Annotated in this window: 16 protein-coding genes; 2 read left to right on the top strand and 14 right to left on the bottom strand. The window is 35.0% G+C overall.

The features are described 5' to 3' along the window. Nucleotides 1-8 precede the first annotated feature (8 nt). The 7 genes from RCH13_RS10640 to secD all read right to left on the bottom strand — a co-directional run bounded on the left by RCH13_RS10640 (nt 9) and on the right by secD (nt 10,824). On the bottom strand, nt 9-905 hold the full coding sequence (locus RCH13_RS10640; protein ID WP_326987220.1) for a glycosyltransferase family 2 protein: 897 nt from the start codon (nt 903-905) through the stop codon (nt 9-11). Continuing rightward, nucleotides 902-2,239 carry an AbiH family protein gene (locus tag RCH13_RS10635; RefSeq protein WP_326987219.1) on the bottom strand — a complete coding sequence of 446 codons (1,338 nt, stop codon included), beginning with the start codon at nt 2,237-2,239 and terminating at the stop codon, nt 902-904. Before RCH13_RS10635 ends, RCH13_RS10640 begins: the two co-directional genes overlap by 4 nt. An 8-nt stretch (nt 2,240-2,247) precedes the next feature. Next, nucleotides 2,248-5,076, bottom strand: coding sequence for a DNA polymerase I (gene polA, locus RCH13_RS10630; protein WP_326987218.1), 2,829 nt, complete (start codon nt 5,074-5,076; stop codon nt 2,248-2,250). Nucleotides 5,077-5,192: 116 nt separating this feature from the next. Then, entirely contained in the window at nt 5,193-5,777 is a 585-nt protein-coding gene (locus RCH13_RS10625; RefSeq protein ID WP_326987217.1) for a phosphatase PAP2 family protein, read from the bottom strand. 1 nt (nt 5,778) lies between these two features. Beyond that, entirely contained in the window at nt 5,779-6,102 is a 324-nt protein-coding gene (locus RCH13_RS10620; RefSeq protein ID WP_326987216.1) for a Sec-independent protein translocase subunit TatA/TatB, read from the bottom strand. A gap of 177 nt (nt 6,103-6,279) precedes the next feature. Continuing rightward, entirely contained in the window at nt 6,280-7,503 is a 1,224-nt protein-coding gene (locus RCH13_RS10615) for a TCR/Tet family MFS transporter (RefSeq protein WP_326987215.1), read from the bottom strand. A gap of 402 nt (nt 7,504-7,905) precedes the next feature. Then, a complete protein-coding gene (gene secD / locus RCH13_RS10610) occupies nt 7,906-10,824 on the bottom strand; it encodes a protein translocase subunit SecD (RefSeq protein ID WP_326987214.1) in 2,919 nt (972 codons plus the stop codon). Between the two features lie 215 nt (nt 10,825-11,039). Between secD and RCH13_RS10605 the strand changes: the two genes are divergently transcribed. Next, on the top strand, nt 11,040-12,398 hold the full coding sequence (locus tag RCH13_RS10605) for a PQQ-dependent sugar dehydrogenase (protein WP_326987213.1): 1,359 nt from the start codon (nt 11,040-11,042) through the stop codon (nt 12,396-12,398). Between the two features lie 46 nt (nt 12,399-12,444). Here RCH13_RS10605 and RCH13_RS10600 read toward each other — a convergent pair whose 3' ends face one another. From RCH13_RS10600 to RCH13_RS10570, 7 genes are all read right to left on the bottom strand, one after another. Further along, on the bottom strand, nt 12,445-13,146 hold the full coding sequence (locus RCH13_RS10600; protein ID WP_326987212.1) for a VIT1/CCC1 transporter family protein: 702 nt from the start codon (nt 13,144-13,146) through the stop codon (nt 12,445-12,447). A 160-nt stretch (nt 13,147-13,306) separates the two neighbouring features. After that, nucleotides 13,307-14,224: a metallophosphoesterase gene (locus RCH13_RS10595; RefSeq protein ID WP_326987211.1), complete on the bottom strand. Its 918-nt coding sequence runs from the start codon at nt 14,222-14,224 to the stop codon at nt 13,307-13,309. Nucleotides 14,225-14,286: 62 nt separating this feature from the next. Then, nucleotides 14,287-14,796 carry a GNAT family N-acetyltransferase gene (locus RCH13_RS10590; RefSeq protein ID WP_326987210.1) on the bottom strand — a complete coding sequence of 170 codons (510 nt, stop codon included), beginning with the start codon at nt 14,794-14,796 and terminating at the stop codon, nt 14,287-14,289. A 130-nt stretch (nt 14,797-14,926) separates the two neighbouring features. Further along, on the bottom strand, nt 14,927-16,285 hold the full coding sequence (gene hemN / locus RCH13_RS10585; RefSeq protein ID WP_326987209.1) for an oxygen-independent coproporphyrinogen III oxidase: 1,359 nt from the start codon (nt 16,283-16,285) through the stop codon (nt 14,927-14,929). A 163-nt stretch (nt 16,286-16,448) separates the two neighbouring features. After that, the gene (locus RCH13_RS10580; RefSeq protein ID WP_326987208.1) at nt 16,449-18,926 is read right to left on the bottom strand and encodes a DUF7619 domain-containing protein; all 2,478 of its coding nucleotides are present in this window, start codon (nt 18,924-18,926) and stop codon (nt 16,449-16,451) included. Between the two features lie 84 nt (nt 18,927-19,010). Next, nucleotides 19,011-20,033, bottom strand: a complete 1,023-nt coding sequence (locus tag RCH13_RS10575) for a WD40/YVTN/BNR-like repeat-containing protein (protein ID WP_326987207.1) — start codon at nt 20,031-20,033, stop codon at nt 19,011-19,013. Between the two features lie 49 nt (nt 20,034-20,082). After that, nucleotides 20,083-21,561: an amino acid permease gene (locus tag RCH13_RS10570; RefSeq protein ID WP_326987206.1), complete on the bottom strand. Its 1,479-nt coding sequence runs from the start codon at nt 21,559-21,561 to the stop codon at nt 20,083-20,085. Nucleotides 21,562-21,793: 232 nt separating this feature from the next. Between RCH13_RS10570 and RCH13_RS10565 the strand changes: the two genes are divergently transcribed. Then, the gene (locus tag RCH13_RS10565; protein WP_326987205.1) at nt 21,794-22,402 is read left to right on the top strand and encodes a Crp/Fnr family transcriptional regulator; all 609 of its coding nucleotides are present in this window, start codon (nt 21,794-21,796) and stop codon (nt 22,400-22,402) included. Nucleotides 22,403-22,447: the final 45 nt, after the last annotated feature.

Here is a 22,447-nt window from a genome sequence, read left to right as displayed (position 1 = left end):
GTTTTCTATTATCTGCGCAGCATTTTGCCCCACCTTAAATTTCTAATATATTTAATTTCTTCTGAGGATAATCTTCGTTCTTCCTTCTGTTTTAAAAATGTTGTTAATGTGGTAAAAAACTCGCTAATCGACCGGTTTTTAAAGGATGATTTAGCTGAAGAGATTGCGGCTAAAGGTAAGCTTAATCCAATATTATAAAAGTACTCGCCAAGCTTTTTTGCTTTCTGACTTTTATATTGGTAAGCTGTTGGGCGCAAATGTTTCACCCACAAATCTTTGATGGTCTTCACTTCCCATCCGTTTTTCTGCGCTAACATTACATCAATATTGTCCCAACCTAAAACAGGTCGCAAACCATTCATATCCTGAAAACATTCTTTTCGATAAGATTTGATGGGGCCGCGTACATGATTTTGAGAGGAAATATTTTCGAATTTCCACTGCTTTTTTTGATCAATAAAATCGAAAGCTAAATGATACTCAAAAACAGATTTTTTGATTTTCACAATTCCAGAAACCATTCCCGATTTTGGATTGCTTTCATATTCCGTTTTTATTTTCTGCAAATAATTCTTTGGGAAAATAATGTCTGCATCAAATTTACAAATAACATCAAAATCTTTTAAATCTACTGTTTCTAATCCTTTATTGAAAGTTCGAACTACTTTTGCGCCCGGTTCATGTTCTGATAATGCTAAATTTTGAATTTTGAATTTTGACGTTTCGACAGAGCTCAACGTAAAATTAGAAATATAATTTTCAACAATTTCCTGGGTTTTATCCGTAGAACCGTCATTCACTACCACACACAAAAAATTCTGAAACGTTTGCTGCACCAAAGATTTCAAAGTGAAAAGAATGTTTTTCTCTTCGTTGTGCGTGGGAATAATGATTAGGAATTTCATGATAACTGTTCAAATAAATTGTCAAAAGTGGATTCAATAAAAGTTAATTTCTGATTTTTCATTAGATCTTCAATTATATTTTTATCGATAATACTGAGTAAATTTTTTAATTGATCAGCTTTTCCTGAAATCGAATGGTAAAAAATTATAATTTGACAGTCACTTTTCCGAACAACTTTAAAAACATCTCTAATATATTCTGAATCGGAAATATCAAGTGAATGTCCCCAAAAATAAAATGTCTTATCCTCCTTTCCTTTATAATCCTGATCTAAATCTCTAATGATTTGATCTAAAAATAAGTAATCTGTATTCTTATGTAATTTTTGAAAATATTTTGTAAACTGAAATAGTTTATGATTTTTCAGATTATTATTGATATCATCAACACCAAGAACAATTTTCAATTCATCAAGTTTTTCCAAATTACTAATTGCTTCGCCGTGTAAATAATCTACAGATGTTTTTTTTGAAGCCAGCGAATTATGCATTATGCGAATAGCATTTTTGTTCTGATCATTGTGCTTATAAAGTTGGCCAATAGTACTTGTATAATTGAAGGAAAAAACTTGACTTACTACATCAAATAAAAATTTATCATCACGATGCACATAGTTTTCTTTTAGATTTTCATTAAATTGAGAATAAAAAGCATTGACTATATTAATTATATAATCATTGAAAACTCCAATAAATTCTTCCAATGAATAATAAACTGAATCGAAAAATTTTTTTTCTTTAAAATATTGTAATTCATCTTCAACTATAAGTAAAAATGTGTTATCTGCTATTGCATTAAAATTATTTTCGATTTTAAAAAGATTAAAGTTTAATAAAATATTACTCTGTAACTTATTTTTAAAAACTTTTTGATATTCTTGACCATGAACATAGAAGACAACATTACCTTTTTTACCATCTCTCTTTAATCCATTTTGTAATTCTCCAAGATTATACCGAGTGAAAAAATCCAAAATAATAATTAAAACTCTCTCAATTTCAGTTTCAAAATCTATCCAAGTTTCTATTTTTGAATCTTCTACAGTTTTTAAGTATTTAAACCAATTGTTATTTTTTATTCTTACTTGAATACTTTCTAAAGAAGTTTTATCAAATAATATATTATTTGTATTATAGTATTCACAGATATTATTATGAAACCATATATCTTTTTCTTTAAATAAATTTCCAAATAAATCACCGAATTTAATTTCATCAAAACTTGAAAAATTTAGATTTTCTATTTCTCTTAAAATTGTAATAAGATGATTATATTTTGTAGGTAGATAATGTCTTAAATCAAAGCCATTTCCAATAATTACAATTTTTTCCATAATTATATTTAATGCGCCTCTAACCAATTATTTCCTGTTCCAACTTCTACCAACAAAGGAACTGTGGTTTCATAAGCAGATTCCATTTCTTTTTTGATTAAGGCAGAAACTGCTTCGATCTCTTCTTCTGGTGCTTCAAATACTAATTCATCATGAACCTGCAAAAGCATTTTCGTTTTCAGATTTTGTTCGGTGAGTTGCGCATCAATTTTAATCATCGCCAATTTGATAACATCTGCGGCACTTCCTTGTATTGGTGCATTCACAGCGTTTCTTTCTGCATGCGCTTTTACCACAAAATTAGCAGAATTAATATCTTTCAAATGCCTTTTACGATGTAAAATTGTTTCCACATATCCCATTTCCTGGGCTTTGATCACTTGATCCGCCATGTATTTTTTTAACTTTGGATAGGTTTCAAAATAAGACTCAATCATTTCCTTGGCTTCTTTTCTTGAAAGTCCCGTTTGCTCTGCTAAACCAAAAGCACCTTGTCCGTATAAAATTCCAAAATTCACCGTTTTCGCTTGTGAACGTTGGGTTTTGGTAACTTCTTCTAAAGGAATATTAAATAATTTGGAAGCTGTAGAAGCGTGAATATCTTCTCCATTTTTAAAGGCCTGAATCATATTTTCTTCTTCTGAAATGGCTGCAATTAAACGCAATTCAATTTGAGAATAATCCGCTGCAATAATTTTGTGTCCGGGATTAGCCACAAACGCGCCCCGAATTTGTTGACCCCGCAAGGTTCTGATCGGAATATTTTGAAGATTAGGATTTAAACTGGAAAGTCTGCCTGTTGCGGCTGTAGTTTGAGAAAAATTGGTATGAACACGCTGATCATCTTTGTCGATCTGTAAGGGCAAAGCATCCACGTAAGTCGATTTTAATTTCTGATAGGTTCTGTATTCTAAAATATGCTGAATAATTTCATGCTTGCTTGATAATTTTTGCAAAATATCTTCTCCCGTCGCATATTGACCAGATTTCGTTTTTTTTGCTTTTGGATCCAGCTGCATTTTTTCGAATAAAACTTCACCCAACTGTTTTGGAGAATTCATATTAAATTCTTCGCCAGAAATCTCAAAAATGGTTTTTTCCAGAGTACGCAAATCATTTTCCAAATCTTTGCTCTCCTGTTCCAACCACGCTTTATCCAATGCAATTCCTGTCAATTCCATTTTCGCCAAAACTTTCATCAAAGGCATTTCTACCTTAAAAAATAAATCTTCAAGATTTTCTTTCTTTAATTGCGGTGCAAATAATTGATACAACTGGAAACTGAGATCTGCCGCTTCCGCTGCAAATTTTGTTTGCTCTTCTATGGAAAGTGAAGCAAATTTTGCCTGATTTTTTCCTTTACCAATTAAGCTTTCTAATGAAATGGGTTTATAATTAAGGTACATTTCCGCCAGATACTCCATAGCGTGTCTGCCGTCTGGATTTAAAAGATAGTGTGCAATCATGGTATCGAAAATTGCTCCTTCAATTTCAATTCCGTCTAATTTTAGAATTTTATAGTCAGCTTTTAAACTGTGAGAAATCTTTACAATTTCCTTTTTCTCAAAGAGTGGACGAAAAATTTCTAACGTTTTTTGCGCTTCTTCCTTTATTGACGAAAGTGGAATATAATAGGCTAAACCTTTCTTGCTGGAAAAGCTCAGTCCAATGAGATCTGCTTCCATTTCATTTGCAGAAGAGATATGGGTTTCAAAACTAAACGCATTTTGACTCATTAAATTTTTGACTAAAATATATTGTGCTTTCGGCGAATCTATAAATTGGTAAAGATGATCATTGTCCAAAGCGGATTCTTTGGTGGTAGTTGCCTGCTCCAACTCTTCGAAATTCGCAAATAAATCCAATTGCATGGATTGATTAGTGTCTTTTCCAGCCTGCTCTTTTGCAGCAGTGAAATTTCCATTAGTTGTTCCATTTTCCGAAGGTGGTGCGAAAGCACGGTACAAATTTTCATACAATCTGCGGAATTCTAATTCATCGAAAACTTCTTTTACTTTCTCGAAGTCAGGCACCTCCAGATCATATTGCTCCTGATGAAATTCGATTGGTGCATCACAAATAATGGTGGCTAATTTCTTAGATAAAATTCCTCTCTCGGCAGAATTCTCTACTTTTTCCTTGAGTTTTCCTTTTAGATCTGCAGTATTTTCAAGCAATTTTTCAATGCTTCCGTATTCTTTCAGGAATTTTTTTGCCGTTTTTTCTCCTACTCCTTCTAATCCAGGAATATTATCCACCGCATCACCCATCATTGCAAGAAAATCAATCACCTGTTTTGGATCTTTGATTTCATATTTTGCGTTAACTTCTTCTACACCCAAAATTTCAAATTCAGCACCCTTCAGACCGGGTTTTAAAATTTTAATTTTATCCGTCACCAACTGCGCAAAATCTTTATCCGGTGTCACCATGAAAGTTATATATCCTTCCTTTTCTGCTTTGCACGCGATGGTTCCGATAACGTCATCTGCTTCATATCCTTCTAATCCCAAACATGGAACATGCATTGCTTCCAAAATTTTGTGAATATAAGGAATGGCAATCTTTATGGCTTCAGGGGTTTCACTTCTGTTCGCTTTGTAATCTGCGTAATCATTGGTTCTCACACTTGCCTGACCCACGTCAAAAACGACCGCTAAATGAGAAGGTTTTTCCCGACGAATTAATTCAATCAAAGAGTTTGTAAATCCGAAAATGGCGGAAGTATCTTTTCCACTGCTGGTCAATCTCGGACTTCTGATTAATGCATAGTAACCACGGAAAATCATCGCGTAAGCATCGATGAGATAAAGGCGTTTGTCTTTGTCTGGTGTCATAAAAGCAAAGATAATATTTTTGCCTTGGAATGTGGTTTTAAGAGCTGGAAGTTTTGCGGGGTTTTTAGAGAAGGGGCGCGAGCGAAGCGAGCGTCAATTCTTCCAAATATTTTAGATTATCTGGAAGAAGGAAATGGATTGCTTTTGCGCTGTTTATTCAATACATTTTGAGTAATTGTTGCAAATAATCCTCCGAGCAAAAAGCCCATCAAACTACCCATAATAAGGTCCATCGGGAAATGTACACCTAAATAAATACGGCTATAGGACACTATTGCTGCCCAAAACATAAGAAAGTATGGTAAAATTTTGAATTTATTTTTCAAGAGTAAACTCATGAAAGTCGCGATAAAGAATGTATTGGAGGCATGGCTGGAATAAAAACCGAATTGCCCACCACATTTTACTTCGCGCATGAGTCCATCTAATGTAGGATCGTGACACGGTCGAAATCTAGCGATTCCTGTTTTAAAAATTCCTGCTAATTGATCGGAAACGGTAACGCCTAAAGCAATGAAAATAAGAATAAAAATAAGGCTTCGAAGAGGAAAGCTGCGGAAAAGCAAATAGAGAAAAATCATGTATAAAGGAACCCAAATCCAAGTTTCTGATAATAAAATCCAAAACTGGTCAAAACTTGAACTCCCTAAATTATTGAGGTAGAGAAAAACCTCTTTGTCTCCCTGAATAATTTCGGTCATCTTAACGACTTACGGGACCTTCATGCTCCTCACTAGAAGCTAGATCTGGTTTTGGTAACGCTCTTTCTTCCAAAGATTTTCTTTCTAAATCACCAACTGGGTTATACTCTTGAGCCGCTTGTTTTACGCGCTCAATTTCTTTTTTAATTTCGGAAACGGGATTATCTGTTTCTTTTAAAATTTCTGACTTTACGTCTTCCATCGCGCCTTTCATTTTGCGAACACCTTGACCTAAATCACGTGCGATTTTTGGCAATTTATCGGGACCGAACAATACTACGATTGAAACGGCAACTAAAAGCATTTCTCCTATACTTAATTCCATGGCGTAAAATTACAAAAGATTATTAATTTGAAAGGAAATTATTATTAATAATTGCAACATCCTAATCGAGATTAAAAATGACGAAATTATTTATTTTTAAAAATATACGACTGCCAAGGTTTAAAAGTTTGCAACCAGAATTATTATTTAAAAGTTAAAAATTATTCTATCTAAATTTTATAGATGCGATCTTTTTTTAAAGACAAAATATACAATTACCGCACTGATGGACATTAAAACAAATCCAAGGAAAAAGGGAGCACCTGGAAAAATAAAAGGCGCAGAATCATGGGTGAAATAATAAAAAACATTGGTCATCATGGGTGGTCCGATAATCGCAGTTAGGCTCACTAAACTTGCCAAAGCTCCCTGCATTTCTCCCTGTTCATTCTTTGGAACTTGAGCAGATATCACAGATTGTAAAGCGGGACCTGCAATTCCCCCCAATCCATAGGGAATTAGGAAGGCAAACATCATCCAACTTTCACTGGCGAAGGCAAATAAAACCATTCCGGTGGCGTATAAAATTAAGCCATAAAAAATACTTTTTTGATTTCCTAATTTGGGCTGAATAAATCTGATCAAATAACCCTGAACCAAAGCTGCCATAAATCCAGAAACCCCTAAGGAAATTCCCACAATTTTTTCTGTCCAGTTAAATTGGTACATGGTGAAAAAAGTCCAGTTGGTTTGTACGGCATGTCCTGCAATATAAACAAATACCAAAGCCGCAATTAATCCTAATATCTCTGGATATTTTCGCAACTGCATTAAGGAACCCACCGGATTTGCGCGGCGCCAATTAAATGGTCTGCGGCTTTCTTTGCTTAAGCTTTCTGGCAAGACAAAAAAGCCATAGAGAAAGTTAACCAAACATAAAGCAGATGCAGCAAAGAAAGGAACTCGTGCGCCATACTGACCCAAAATTCCGCCAATAACAGGTCCAATAATAAAGCCGACTCCAAAAGCAGCGCCAATCATCCCGAAATTTTTTGCGCGATCTTCATCGGTGGAAACATCTGCAATGTAGGCACTGGCTGTAGTGATGCTGGCTCCGGTAACTCCTGAAAACAATCGCCCGACAAAAAGCCAAAAAATAGTAGGTGCGATGGCTTGAATAAAAAAGTTAATGGAGAAACCCAGCAAGGAAAAAAGAATAATAGGTCTTCGGCCAAAACGGTCACTTAATCCTCCCAAAACGGAGGCGAAAATAAACTGCATTCCTGCGTAAGCAAAACTGAGCCAACCACCATATTGAGCAGCAACACTGAGATCGGTACTTCCGATGAGTTCTTGAATCAATTTGGGAACGACTGGAATAACAATTCCCCATCCCGTAATATCGATGAGAAGAGTGATAAAGATAAACCCGACTGCGGCCGATTTTTTATTTTTTTTCATTGCGGATGTAAATGTAATGATTTTCCTTCTCCAAAATTACCGCTGCGTAAAGTTGAAAAGCATATTTGTAGTTAATTTATTCAAGAACATTAAGAAACATCTGACTTCTTTATTTCTAATCATTTATATTTTTTTCAACTAGAATATTTACCGTCACTTAATCATTTGAACAGGTTTCAAAAGAAAAACTGGTCTGCTTACAAATTCATAATTACAATCTAGAAACAAATCTGCAACCCGGCTTGAATGAAGCTCATTTTTTTGCGTTGGTTAAAGCGAAGGCAAAAAATAGCGGGAATGGAAGACGGATTAAGTTGCCCAAAAAAAATCAATTCTTTACTATACAATCTTACACGAAAAATGTCCCTCTTTCGAAGGACATTATATAATTATACGGATTGATTAGATTTCTCTTTTCACCGGTACTTCTTTGTCAGTAGAACTTCTGCCTGTAACTTCCTCTTCTTTACCTCTACCCTTCAAGAAATCATAAGCGATTGCTGAGGAAATAAAGATGGAAGAATATGTTCCAAAGGCAATACCGAGCAATAAGGCGAACATAAATCCTCTTAGATTATCTCCACCGAAAATGAAAATGGCTAAAATAACCAAGATCGTAGTTAATGAGGTATTAAAAGTTCTACCCAACGTACTAGAAATAGAGTCATCAAATAATCCCGCCAAGGTGATGGATTTTTTCTCGCGCAGATACTCTCGAATTCTATCAAATACAATTACCGTATCATTAATGGAATATCCAAGAACGGTCAAAATTGCCGCAATAAAATCCTGGTTGATCTCCATGTTAAATGGCATATATTTATGCAATAAGGAGTAAGCTCCCAAAATAATAATTGCATCGTGAGCCAATCCGATAACCGCTCCTAAGGAGAATTGCCATTTTCTAAATCTTACCAAGATATACAAGAAGATCCCTGCCAATGCTAAGATTACTGCAAATGTTCCCCCCGTTTTAATGTCATCTGCAACGGTAGGACCAACTTTCGTGGAGGAAACAATACCTGCATTTGCTTTTTCTGCTGATTTAAACTGCTGCAATGTCATGTTTGCAGGCAAGTTCTTCTTTAAACCATCATAGAGTTTTTTCTCAATGGTTTGATCAGCTTTTAGTGACTCATCATCAATTAAATAATCTGTAGAGATTTTTAATTGATTGTCTCTACCAAAAGTTTTGGCTTCAACGGAAGAGTTTTTATTATCTGCAGTTTTAAAGAGGGCAACTAAATCAGCTTCCACTTTGCTTGCATCTACGTTATTTTCAAAACGAACCACATAATTACGTCCACCCGTGAAATCAATTCCATATTTAAAGCCATTGGTAAAAATGGAAATTAAACTTAAAACCGTTAATACTGCAGAAACGATATAAGCGTATTTTCTTTTTCCGATGAAATCTATCCAAACATTTCTGAAAAGATTTTTAGTTAAAGGCGTCCAAACAGAAAGTCCTTTTCCTTTATTCAATCGCGCGAAAATCATTACTCTGGATAATAATACAGACGTAAAGAAAGTCATTAGAATACCGATAATTAAGGTTACTGCAAATCCTTTAATTGGACCCGTTCCGAAAACGTATAATACTACCGCCGTAAGAATTGTGGTAGAGTGACCGTCAATAATCGCAGAGAGTGCATGCTTGAAACCATCTTTGTAGGCTTCTAAAATATTTTTCCCAGCGAAGAGTTCTTCTTTTGTTCGCTCATAAATAATTACGTTCGTATCTACCGCCATTGCCATGGAAAGTACAATACCTGCGATACCAGGAAGTGTCAAGGTTGCATCCACAGAATCCATAATTCCAAAAATATAGAACAGGTTGATGATCATTGCAATTACCGCAAAAACCCCTGCACCACCATAATAGAAAATGATATAGGCAATAATTACCAAAAAGGCAATGATAAAGGATAAAACTCCAGCATCAATTGATTCTGCACCCAGAGAAGGTCCTACTACATCTGCCTGAACAACTTTCGCACTTGCCGGAAGTTTACCTGCACCTAAAACATCTACTAAATCTTGGGCTTCTTGCTGAGAGAAGTTTCCAGAAATTTGAGTTCTACCATTTGGAATTTCGTTTACTACGTTTGGCGCGGTATAAACCACATCATCCAAAGTCACGGCAACTGGCTTGTTCACGTTTTTTCCCGTCATTGCTTTCCAGTCCTTAGAACCTTTAGAATCCATTTGCATGTCTACAACTACTCTACCGAGTTCATCATAATTTACCCGTGCAGATTCTACAGCACCGTCTACGGGAGCTTTTTTATTGATGTTACTTCTAACAGCATATAAAACTAAATTATTTTCGTCCCCAGCTTCTGGTTTGTAACCCCACATAAATTGAGTGTACTTAATATTTGCTGGACGAAGTTTTTTCGCTAAATCGGAGTTTAAAACCTTATTTACAATGGCAGTATCGGAAAGTTTAATGTTTCCAATTCCATTAGATTTTAAAGAAGTCAACTGCATTAAATTGGTGAAGTTGGTGTTTTTAGCTACACCCATAGAATCACCTTTGGCGGCAATCACTGCATTAAGCTGCTCGAAATAAGGAAATATTTCTTGAACTTGCTGCACTTCCCAAAACTGAAGTTTCGCGGAAGTTTGAAGCATTTTTACAACACGATCTTTATTGGTAGATCCGGGCATTTCCACAGAAATTCTACCTGTTCCCGGCACACGCTGCACGTTTGGTTGGGTAACTCCCATTTTGTCAATACGCGTTCGGATTACTTCATAAGCAGTTCCTTCTGCGGCAGATATTTTCGCACGGATGATGTTTTTTACTTCATCATCTGTAGAATTATATTTAATTTCACTTAAGTTGGTGTTTCCAAAAATTTCTGGATCAGCCAATTTTAAGTTGCCTTGTTTTTCACTATTTACTTCTTCGAATATTCTAAAGAAATTCTCGATGTAAGCGCCGGTAGAATTTTTTTGTGCAGCATCCGTTTTGTCTAAAGTCTCCAAAAGAATTGGGTTTACCGAATAATTCGTTAAATCATTCACCAAATCTCTGTGGTTAATTTCCAAAAGAACATTGATACCACCTCTTAAATCCAGACCAAGTTTCATTTCTCGTTCTTTGGCTCTGGAATAATAAAGCTTAGTAAAACCCAAATTCAGGGTGTCTTCAGAAAGTCGAGCTAACTCTTTATTATATTTTACGGGATCATTCCCCGCATATTCAGTGGCTTGTTTTTCAATTTTACCAGCATACCAAGTTGGTAACAATTCATTTAAACAGATCAGTCCCAGAATAACCGCAACCAGCGTAATAAGTCCTTTTCCTTGCATTGTTAATAGTTTACAACGTTAAAATTATAGTCGGCAAATATAATGATTTTCAGTAGAATTAAGAATTTTTAACAAATTATTTTTAGGACCTCATAATCTTAAACAAAATCACTGACCACCGATTAAATCCGAAATATTATTTCAGGATTCTGCGGAAAATTATTTTTCTTAAACTTTATACACTAAATTTACATTAATCAAAAAATTATAGAATTATGAAAAATTTATTACTTATTCTATTAATAGGCACCTCTGCAATTTTTTATGGTCAAAATATTGTTTTAACAGAGTTTGCAAATGGTTTCACGGCTCCGGTAGAAATCACAAATGCAGGAGACAGCAGATTATTTGTGGTACAGCAAAATGGCGCGATCAAAATTCTACTTCCGAACGGAACTACAAATGCTGCCAATTTTATCAATTTAAGTTCAAAGATCACTTTTTCGGGAGAAAGAGGACTTTTAGGTTTGGCTTTTCATCCACAATATACCACAAACGGATATTTTTTTGTCTATTACAACAATACTGCTGGAAACATTATAGTGGCGAGATATAACGTAAATTCTACGAATCAAAATATTGCAGATATCGGAACCGAAAAAATACTTTTGAATATTGTGAAACCCTTTTCCAATCACAATGGCGGAAGCATGCATTTCGCGCCCGATGGAAATTTATGGATCTCTACGGGTGATGGCGGAAGTTCCAATGATCCGAACAATAATTCCCAAAACAAAAATTCGCTTTTAGGAAAAATGCTCAGAATTAATGTAAATTCTACCGGAAATTATGAAATCCCAGCTGATAATCCTTTCGTAGGAATTGCTGGAGCCGATGAAATTTGGTCTTATGGTTTGCGAAATGCCTGGAAATTTTCCTTTGATTTAAGTACTTCAAACGTTCTGATCGCAGATGTAGGTCAAAGTCAGTTTGAAGAAATCAATAAAATGCCAATTTCTCAGGCGGGAATAAATTACGGATGGCGCTGCTATGAAGGAAACGCAAGCAATATTTTAACCGGTTGTGCGCCAATGAACACCATGACTTTTCCTCTTGTGGTCTATGATCATTCCGGCGGGAAATGCTCCATTACAGGTGGTTATGTTTACAGAGGAAGTGCTTATCCGGCTTTTTCGGGTAAATATTTTTTCGCTGATTATTGTTCTACACAGATCGGAATGTTAAATACAGATAATTCAATTGTTTGGACTACGCCCTATTCGGGTAATAATTTTGCGACATTTGGGGAAGATCTTAACAAGGAAATTTACGTTGCGGCCGTAAATAATGGAAAAATTTACAAATTATCTACCACGACTTTGGTGGCCGAAAACAGTTCTCGAAATCAAATTTCTATGTATCCAAATCCCGCCTCGGGAAAAGTTTTTATTAAAGGTTTGAATTCAAAGAATTACGCGGCAGAAATCATCAATATTGAAGGCAGAAAAATCTTCGAATCAAATGTAGATGCAGACGGAAGCGTTGATATTTCATCTTTAAAATCGGGAGTTTATTTTGTAAATTTAAAATCGAACGAGATAAAAGTGTATTCTCAAAAATTAATTGTAAAATAAGAAACCGCAGTTAAAAAAAAATTCAAGTATTTAAAATCCCTAATTTTTAAACTTTCACCCCAAAAAGATACCCTACAAATGCGGATAATCCCATGGCGATGGTTCCCCAAATGGTGATTCTGATGATGGCTTTAGAAATTTTCGAACCACCTGTTTTTGCGGCAAATGCACCCAAGATGATGAGGAAAAGAATCGTAAAACCGTAGAGCCAATATTCCATGGATTTTACAGGCGCGAACAAAACGACCAAAAGTGGCAAAATTCCTCCCACCGTAAACGCACTTCCAGAAGCGAGCGCCGCCTGAATTGGATTTGCCTGACTGATTTCATTGATACCAAGTTCATCCCGAACATGGGCTCCTAAAGCATCGTGTTCCGTTAATTCCAGGGCAACCTGCAAGGCGGTTTCCTTTTTCAAACCTCTATTTTCATAAATTTTTGCGAGCATTTGCAGTTCTTCTTCGGGCATTTCCAAAAGCTCTTCCTGTTCTCTGGCAATATCTGCTGTTTCGATGTCGGTTTGGGAACTCACGGAAACATATTCTCCTGCCGCCATAGATAAAGCTCCGGCAACCAAAGCTGCGACTGTTGCTAAAACAATAGGTTCTGACGTGGAACTTGCAGCGGCAACCCCAATCGCAAGACTGGAAACAGAAATTATTCCGTCATTGGCACCGAGAACTGCGGCTCTTAACCAATTGCTGCGGTGAATAAAGTGGGAATCGAGGTAAGTGTCTATATTGGACATTGATTTTAAATTTTATATAAATTTAGGCTTTAATTAGGTGACCTTGAAAAAAATTTTGAATAGAAATAGAATTTTCAAAACTTAGATATATAGAAATACGCCCTGTAAATCATTGAAATAAAAAGAGCTCGAATTAATTTTAAATTTTATTTAAAAGTTCTCAAACAAAGAACTTTTCAGGATTTAATTTAAGTTCTCCATCATAAGTATAGGCGGCTAAATATCCTTCCTTCGCAACACTGTAATCCAAGCAGCAAATATTTTTTTTGTATAAAAAAGGTGCTTTATCTTTCAACCAGTAATGCCCGAAGAAAACTGGCTTTTCATCTTCTCCGTAAAAGTTTTTATTTTTTAAAAGAGACAGATCCATTTGGGTTTCGGGTAAATGATCCAAAGGTTCCACACTAATTTTTTTGTAGGTCATTTCTGTGGGATTTTCCCACCATTTAATTCTGATATCTGTTCTTATTGTACCGTCTTTATCAGAGAAATCTAATCCTTTCGGCATTTTAATCTCTTTTCCTTTCAAAGTTTGATCAATCGCCTCATAAAGCTTTGTTCCTTTTTGCACAGATTCGATAAGTAAGTCTTCGGTCAAACAATTATTCACCAATCGGGTCCTTAAATAGTCAATTGTTTCATCGTCCCAACAAGCATGAACGGCGCGAAACTGTTCTGTTTCATAAAAAAGCGGTAAGGTTTTAAACCAGTCTAAATATTCTTCATATTCTTCTTGTCTATTTTGAAATTGTTTCAGGGTTTCAAAATGCTGAATAATATTTTTAATAAGATGTTTTCTTAAATGGCCTCCTTCTTTTTCCTGATAATGGAAACAAAGCGCGTTGTATTCGTGGTTTCCCATCAATGCAATTGCACTCCCATTTTCGACCATGGATTTCACGATTTCTAAAGTTTCTTTAATTTTCGGACCTCTATCGATGTAATCACCCACAAATAGAACGGTTCTTTCCAGATTAGGATGTTCATAAAAACCTTTTGCATTTGAATAACCCAATTTAAGGAGCAATTCTTCCAGTTTATCTGCGTGTCCGTGAATATCTCCAATAAAATCGATCATGTATATCAATAATTTTCTAAGGTTGACTTTGATTAATTTCTAGGTAAATTTTTTCTTTAGTTCTAAAGTTCCATCTCAAAAAAACAAACCTCCGCATTTTGATAATGTTCCTGCAATCCAGAAGAATCTTTCAGCTTTTTCATTCCTAAAAATTGAAAACCACAACTTTTGTAATGGTTGATTAAGCGATTGTTTTGTCCGCAAGTATCCATTCTGATGAACTTTTTGTTTTCTTTTTTTCCAAAATCTTTCGACCAATCTGCAACAAGTTGGACGAAATTCTTTCCCCTAAATTCTGGATTTGTGGCGATGCGATGAAGATAGATCGCATCATTATTTTCTTTTTCCTCCCAAATTTGGGCATCATAAAAAGTAATCGCCCAAATGCAGGCAATTTGATTATCGATCACTATTTTGAATTGTCGGTTTTCAATAACTTCTGACGCAATAAAATCTTTATCAAATTCCGGCCAAACATTTCCAGGAAAAGCTGCTTTTTGGTAATCAGTCGCTAATTTGTAAAGTCGGAATATCTCTAAAATATCATCGAGCGTGCTGTTCGAAATGGTCATAGAAAAGGAATTTTGTAAGTTTTTATTTCCTTAAAGATAATTAAATCTGAGGAAAGTTTTACCATCAAAGCTTTACTGATATTAAGAAATCATTAAATAAAAAAGCGACTTATTAAAGTCGCCTCATCAATTATATCGTCATCGAAAAGATTCTTGTTTCAGGCTTATTCCGCAACATTCTTAAATCAAAAGTCATGGCAACATTTCGGGTGAAAGCGCGGCCTTTTTCTGTGATTTTTATCGTGTTGTCGGAGATTTCTACCAAACCGTCTTTTTCCATTTCTTTTAATGATTGCAGGGCGTTTTCGATTTCTGGGAAACTGGTCTGTAAATCCCAGGAAGTTTCTAAACGGCACATTAAATTCAAAATATGTTTCCGGATGATCAAATCTTCCTTGTCCAAAATATGACCTTTAACAACAGGAATAATTCCCTGTTCTACAATGTGTTGATATTCTTCTACACTTTTATCATTTTGCGCAAAACCATACCAGGAATCAGAAATTGCAGACATTCCTAAACCGACCATTAATTGCGTTTTACTGGAAGAATATCCCATAAAATTTCGGTGAATATCGCCGGAAACCATGGATTGATAAAGGTCATCATGTTCCAACGCGAAATGATCCATTCCCACTTCGATGTAGCCTAATTCTTCTAATAATTTTTTTCCGTTGGTGTAAAGTTTACGTTTTTCTTTGCCACTTGGTAGATCGTTTTCATCGAAACCACGTTGTCCGACTCCTTTGATCCAGGGAACATGTGCGTAAGAATAAAACGCCAGTCGATCCGGTTTCAGTTCTAAAGTTTTGCGGATGGAAAATTCCATTTTTTCCCAGGTGTGAAAAGGTAAACCGAAAACCAGATCATGCGAAACGCTTTTGTACCCGATTTCTCTTGCCCATTCTGTCACATTCTTTACATTTTCGAAAGGCTGAATTCTGTTAATGGCTTTCTGAACAATCGGATCATAATCCTGAACCCCGAAACTGCAACGTCTAAAACCTAGATCGTACAAAGTTTGTAAATGCGCTTTCGTGGTATTATTAGGATGACCTTCGAAGGAGAATTCTGGGTTTTCTGCGATCTCGGCTTTAGAAAATATACCATTTATTAGTAAGGTCAAATTTTCCGGGGAGAAAAAAGTTGGAGTTCCGCCTCCTAAGTGAAGTTCTTTAATTTTTGGAGTTCTGCCAAATAATTTCACGTACAGATCCCACTCTTTCAAAACGGTTTCTAAATAGGGAGTTTCTACAGAATGTTTTTTTGTAATTCTTTTGTGACAGGCACAAAAAGTGCATAAAGCTTCACAGAAAGGAAGGTGAATATAAACAGAAATTCCTTCGGATTCGTTGGTTTCATCAAAAGTTCTGATGACAGATTCTTGCCATAAATCACTGGTAAAATTGGCATCATCCCAAAAAGGAACGGTGGGATAAGAAGTGTAACGCGGTCCCGGAATATTATATTTATCGATTAAAGAATTCATTTTTGACTCTATTTTTAAAACTATTTCTGAAATTTCCTTTAAAATTTCCTTTGGCAAAAATACGAAATAAGTTAAGAGTGGTCGAATTATGAAAAAGAAGATGTGAATATTACACATGACATTTGACAATTTCTAAAGAAACTAAAAATCAAAACTTTCAAGCTTACTCTTTCATAATTTTTTTTACAAAATATCCTTTATCCGTTTCAAGTTTTAAGAAATAGTATCCTTTTTTCAGCACACGTACATCAAGTCTGCTTTCGTCTACAGAGTCTTTCTGCACCATTCTTCCGGCAACATCATAAATTGTAACTGAGCTTACTTTGCTTTCTGTTTCAAAATGTAAAAAATCTCTCACTGGATTTGGATAAATTTTCACCTCCTCATTTTTTAAAAACGATTCAGCATTACTTAAAGTCTGAAAAACAGATGAAAATTCATTAGTTACAATGGGTAAATTATAATCAAAGAAAATACTTGCTTTGTTTTTAATTTGCGAACCAACCATCAGAGATGGCAAAGTTTTAATTTTAAAAACGATATAACCATCATTGTAATCATCTTCAAAAGGTAGATCAATATTATCAAAAATAAATTCTACACGGTTTCCCGTAATTTTGGTTTGGTAAAAATGGCTTGCTGTAATCGGAATAATACTGCTCACATCAAACATTGAAGTATTAATGACATCTTTAATCACAACTTGTTCTGCGTTGGCTGTTCCTGTATTTTCGAAACGGATTTTGTAGGTCACATATTTTCCAATCAGATCTGGAGTGATTACACTTCCTTGCAAGCATGTTTTATCATTAGGATCAAAAGAACCAATGACCATTTGTTGCAGATTGAAAGTATTGTCATCTTCTGTAACATCACTCATAACAGGCTTAATTTTCGAAGAATAATTTAATACATCATTTATATTTACGACAGGTGGTGTATTTGTTTTTAGCGTAATAGAAATAGTTTTAGTCTCGAAAGGTTTCAGGTCTGTTAAATTCCAGCTGAGCGTGCTTAATATTTGAGAATCCGGAGAAAGATCAGCAGCAATAAACTGCGATTTGGTCTGATCGAACTTAAAATTCAGCGTTCCACTCAAAATCGTATTTCCTTTGTTTTTATAAATTAACTTAAAAGTAGTATTGAAACCTGGACGAACAGAATTCACTGGAATGATATTCACTTCAAGATCATTTTTGGTTCCCTTTGGAGTGATGCAGAAATTCTGTGTTTGACTATTATTGTTGTTATTGGCAAAAACAAATTGCATGGTCGGAGGTGAAGCAGTAAAATAGTCAGGATTTTCGAAAATTGGACTGATTACAAATGTCCCAGAACCCACCTCATTTTTATAGGAACCATTGTAATCACCCAAAATGAACCCCGTATTTGTACCGTCGGAAAAAGCATATTTAATTGACGAAATTAATTCGGAACCTGCTTCGCAACCATTGCCGTTTTTATCAAATTTTGTAATTCCTCCAATTGTATTGTAATTTCCACCTAGAGTGAATGAGCAATAGGTATTAACAGCACACTGATTCTGAAAGCCAAGTTGATTAATCATGTTTTGAACATATTCATATTCAAAATCGTCACAACAAATATACTTTAAATTAGTATTTTCTATTTTCAAAAAATAATTTTGATCCATCCCATTTTTTATAAGTAACCGCTCCAAATTAGGATTATTATAAACTTCCAAAGTTTGCAAAAGAGGTAAATGATTCAGATCGAGTGCTGTGAACTCATTATTATAGCAAAACAAATTATTTAAAATTGGATATTCTCCCGAAAAAATAATCGAAGTTAATTTATTATTGTAACATAATATCGCTCCCAAACCTTTTAAGCCTGACACATTTAATGTAGTTAACCGATTATGACCGATTTCTAAATTTAAAAGACTTGTCAATCCTTGCAGATTAATGGTGGTAAGCATATTTTGTTCACAATCCAAGCCAATTAAATTTGCTAAGCCAGCAACATTTACAGAAGTTAATTGATTATATGAGCTGTATAAATACTTGAGATTTGAAAGTTTACTAACATCTAGAACAGCAAGCTTATTAGTACTGCAATTTACTTCCTGTAAGTTTACAGCATTATTTACTGTTAAGGAAGTTAAAAAATTACTGTTACAGCGCAAAATAGTTAACTTACTAAGACCACTCACATCTAACGATGTCAAATAATTACCAGTAACAATCAGATTTTTAAGATTTAATAATCCAAGAACATTTAGAGTGGGTAATCTGTTATAAAGGAAATTCAAATCTTCTAAGTTGGTTAATCCTGATATGTTTAAAGATTGCATTGCGATAGTATTATAAGAACAAGAAATCTTTTTAAGTTTGTTTAAACTTCGCAAATCTAAATTAACAATATTATTACTGCTACAATTAAGGATCTGTAGATTAGAAAAACTTTTAATTCCTTCCATCGAAGAAATATTTTTTGAAGAACAAGAAATGGAGGTAACAGCTAATGCTTCACTTGTTTGAATTTCGCCGTCTCCACTGGTATCAAATTCAGAAACCAAATACTGCTTGAAATTTGCATCGGGAATATTTAAATTTTGCGCCTTCAGGAAGCTAAAACTGATCGAAATAAGGAAAAGAATAAAGTAGATTTTTTTCATAGAAAATAATTAAAAGGACGCGAAATATTTATAAAAATTTAGGAGCCAAATATAAATAAAAAAGGATTGTACATTTAGAGAAAATTACAGCAGCATAAATTCCATCTTCACAATTCGATTTCTACCTGCGAAAACCACGGTATTTTCATCAATCCACTCGCAGACGTATAATCCTTTTTCTTCGGAAATTATTTTCCAGGTTTTTCCGTAATCATTAGAAAATTCGATATTTTGATCGCCAACTGCGATGATGTCTTTTCCTTTGAATTTCGGACGGAATTTTACGCAGGTTTTGTACCCGCCATTTTTTCCCGAAGCTTGAATTTGCCATGTTTTTCCAGCGTCATTTGTAGTAGCAATATTGTTGATATTTTCTGCTTGTTTCGTGTAATCTCCACCCACTGCAATACCGAAATTATCATCTAAGAAATCGAGGGAATACATTCCTGTAGAAGATGTTCTTTGGATAAAAGGCGTTTCAAAAATTTCCCAGGTACAGGTTTTAATATTTTGCCTAAAAATCCTGGAAGACATGCCGCCAGTGGCAAACCACATATACTTTTTCGACGAAGCAATATTGGAATTGCTTGCGGCGAAAGCGGCTTCTCCAACGTGAAAATCTGGCAAACAGCCTTCTGCACATTTTTGCCATCGATCCCAATTTTTTTTAAAGGTGGAGATTGCGGCTTTTGTACCATTTGGATCACTTAATGCGATTCCAAAACCATCTTTTCCAAAGTGAAGCGCATCATAAAAAGCACTTTTTACCGTGTCTGTAAAAACCAGTTTTGCCTTCAAAGACTTTTTTTCAATCTTGAAAAAATAAGCTGGACTTTCAATATTAATAGCATAGAAAGCATTCTTATTTTGTCCCAAAGTTCGAAACTGCAAATTCTTGTAAAACAATTTAATTTGCTTTTTATCTGCAGTGTCCTTCAAATTTACGTAGCCAAACTTTGAATCTGTTCCCGTGTAGAAAACTTTACCATCATTAATTTGCAAAGCCCGAATGGAGATTTTATCTTCTAATAAAGTTTCGAAATGGACTTTTTGGGCAAAAGACAAATAACCTAAGCTTACGAATAAAAGGATAAAGAATTTTTGCATTTTAGTTGAGTATTTAAAAATCCCGCCACAAGTGACGGGATTATATTAGTTATCGAGGATCATTTAATTTAGAATGTTTTTTACTGTAAGCGAAGTAAATAATGAAACCGAGCGCGAGCCAAATTCCCAATCGCTCCCAACTTTCTATAGGTAATCCCGCCATCAAAGCGACACAGATAATTACTCCTAAAATTGGTAAGAATGGCACCAATGGCACGCGGAAACCTCGAACTGCATCTGGATTAGTTTTTCTCATTACAATTACTCCAATACAAACTAAAGAGAACGCAAATAATGTTCCGATACTTACCATGTGACCTAAATCTGACACAGGTACAAATCCCGCGAACAAACTTACAAACACCATAAATATAAGATTGGTTTTCCATGGAGTATGACGCGTACTGTGTACATCACTGAAGAATTTCGGCAATAGACCATCAACACTCATACTGTAAAATACACGACTTTGACCCATTAACATCACCAACATTACAGAAGTGTATCCTGCAATAATTGCAATGGTTAAGGCAGAATTAAGGAAGGTATAACCCGTCTTCGCGAAGGCAGTTGTAACAGGACTTGCATCACCTTTAAAATTCACATAGTTTTCTAAACCTGTTAATACGTAAGAAAACAATACATATAAAATGGTACAGATAATCAATGAACCAATAATACCAATTGGCATCCCTTTTTGCGGATTTTTCGCTTCTTGAGCGGCAGTACTTACGGCATCAAAACCGATAAAGGCAAAGAAAACAACTCCAGCTCCACGTAAAATTCCACTCCAACCATAATGGCCAAAATAATCACTTTGGAAAAATTCAAAGAAGCCCATTTGACCTTGCTTCATCAAAACTTCTCCTTCATTGACAGGTATAAAAGGGGTGTGATTTTCTGGATTGATGAAACCCCAACCTAAAGCAATAAATACTATAACTACGGTTACTTTTAAAATAACAAGAATATTATTGATTAAAGCTGATTCTTTCGTCCCTCTTATTAGAAGTAAAGACAGCAGACAGATTATTAATATTGCAGGTAAATTTAAATATCCTGGCGTCGGATCCCAGGGACCGTGTACCAGAGAAGTGGGTAAATCTATACCAAAACCTAACAAAAATTTAGAAACATATTGTGACCAAGAGGCAGCAACTGTTGCAGCTCCCAAAGCATATTCTAAAACTAAATCCCAACCAATAATCCAAGCCATAAACTCTCCCATGGTGGCGTAAGAGTAGGTATAAGCACTACCTGCCACAGGAATCATAGAAGCAAATTCTGCGTAACAAAGTCCTGCAAACGCACAACCCAAAGCCGCTAATATAAATGAGTAGACTACCGCAGGACCAGCATTTTCTGCTGCAGCAATTCCGGTAAGAGAAAATAAACCAGCTCCAATGATGGCTCCAATTCCGAGCGCCACGAGTGAAGTAGCACTCAATGTTCTTTTAAGTCCCTTTTCCGAGTCTTCAGCCGTTTCTAGAAGCTGCGCAAGGGATTTTGTTTTCCAAAGATTTGACATTTTTTATTTGTTTAAGATTCCCAAAAGTATAAAAAATTAGGAGTTATTAAGTATAACTCACTAAAAAAATTTCACCAAAGTCTATTCAAATCTATAAAAAGCTGAGTTTCATAAGAGAAATGAAAACGGACAAATCGGTTTTGATTTAAGATGCAGTTTAAATCATGTTTAAAAATATGGTTCAAAGTTTTGCACTTTTTTTTCAGTTGAATTAATGCTTAACTTTGAAATTATGATTTTAAAAGATATTTTCCAGTCAGATTTAGTACAAGAAATTGAAGAATCTGGCAACTTAAAACATTTCTCAGCGGGTGAAATTATTGTGAATATGGATTCTTACATCAAACATATTCCGGTTGTCATTTCAGGCAGCATCAAAGTCATCAGAACTGAAGAAGATGGACGGGAAATCCTGCTCTATTATTTAACGCCGGGCGAAAGTTGCATTGTTTCTATTTTGGCAGGAATGAAAAATGAGACTTCCAAAATCAAAGCTATCGTAGAGGAAGATGCAGAAATTATGTTGATCCCGTCTGATAAAGCGAAAGAATGGGTGAGAAAATATCCAGACTGGACGGATTTTATTTTCAATTTATATCAAAAACGGTTTGAAGAATTATTGGAGGTAGTGAATTCTGTGGCTTTCCAAAAAATTGATGCACGATTGTTGCACCTCATCAAACAGAAATCTCAACTGTACAATTCTAAAGAAATCTCCGTTACGCATCAGCAATTAGCAGATGAATTGGGGATTACACGTGAAGCAACGAGCCGCGTTTTGAAACAAATGGAAAAAGATCATCTCTTAATTCTTTCCCGAAATAAAATTGAGCTTCTGTGATATTGATTACTGTATCGAGAATTTGTCTGACCTAAATTTGCAGTA

The sequence above is a fragment of the Chryseobacterium sp. MP_3.2 genome (genome assembly GCF_035984805.1).
GTDB lineage: Bacteria > Bacteroidota > Bacteroidia > Flavobacteriales > Weeksellaceae > Kaistella.
The sequence above is the reverse complement of the archived record's forward strand: the minus strand, read 5'-3'. Positions and strand labels throughout refer to the sequence as shown.

Bases quoted from the DNA above. Each gene is read 5' to 3' on its own strand.
- RCH13_RS10605 (WP_326987213.1), top strand. From the start codon at position 11,040: ATGAAAAATTTATTACTTATTCTATTAATAGGCACCTCTGCAATTTTT.
- RCH13_RS10620 (WP_326987216.1), bottom strand. From the start codon at position 6,102: ATGGAATTAAGTATAGGAGAAATGCTTTTAGTTGCCGTTTCAATCGTA.
- RCH13_RS10595 (WP_326987211.1), bottom strand. From the start codon at position 14,224: ATGATCGATTTTATTGGAGATATTCACGGACACGCAGATAAACTGGAA.
- RCH13_RS10600 (WP_326987212.1), bottom strand. From the start codon at position 13,146: ATGTCCAATATAGACACTTACCTCGATTCCCACTTTATTCACCGCAGC.
- RCH13_RS10570 (WP_326987206.1), bottom strand. From the start codon at position 21,561: ATGTCAAATCTTTGGAAAACAAAATCCCTTGCGCAGCTTCTAGAAACG.
- secD (WP_326987214.1), bottom strand. From the start codon at position 10,824: ATGCAAGGAAAAGGACTTATTACGCTGGTTGCGGTTATTCTGGGACTG.
- RCH13_RS10625 (WP_326987217.1), bottom strand. From the start codon at position 5,777: ATGACCGAAATTATTCAGGGAGACAAAGAGGTTTTTCTCTACCTCAAT.
- RCH13_RS10640 (WP_326987220.1), bottom strand. From the start codon at position 905: ATGAAATTCCTAATCATTATTCCCACGCACAACGAAGAGAAAAACATT.
- RCH13_RS10580 (WP_326987208.1), bottom strand. From the start codon at position 18,926: ATGAAAAAAATCTACTTTATTCTTTTCCTTATTTCGATCAGTTTTAGC.
- RCH13_RS10590 (WP_326987210.1), bottom strand. From the start codon at position 14,796: ATGACCATTTCGAACAGCACGCTCGATGATATTTTAGAGATATTCCGA.
- RCH13_RS10635 (WP_326987219.1), bottom strand. From the start codon at position 2,239: ATGGAAAAAATTGTAATTATTGGAAATGGCTTTGATTTAAGACATTAT.
- RCH13_RS10565 (WP_326987205.1), top strand. From the start codon at position 21,794: ATGATTTTAAAAGATATTTTCCAGTCAGATTTAGTACAAGAAATTGAA.
- hemN (WP_326987209.1), bottom strand. From the start codon at position 16,285: ATGAATTCTTTAATCGATAAATATAATATTCCGGGACCGCGTTACACT.
- RCH13_RS10575 (WP_326987207.1), bottom strand. From the start codon at position 20,033: ATGCAAAAATTCTTTATCCTTTTATTCGTAAGCTTAGGTTATTTGTCT.
- RCH13_RS10615 (WP_326987215.1), bottom strand. From the start codon at position 7,503: ATGAAAAAAAATAAAAAATCGGCCGCAGTCGGGTTTATCTTTATCACT.
- polA (WP_326987218.1), bottom strand. From the start codon at position 5,076: ATGACACCAGACAAAGACAAACGCCTTTATCTCATCGATGCTTACGCG.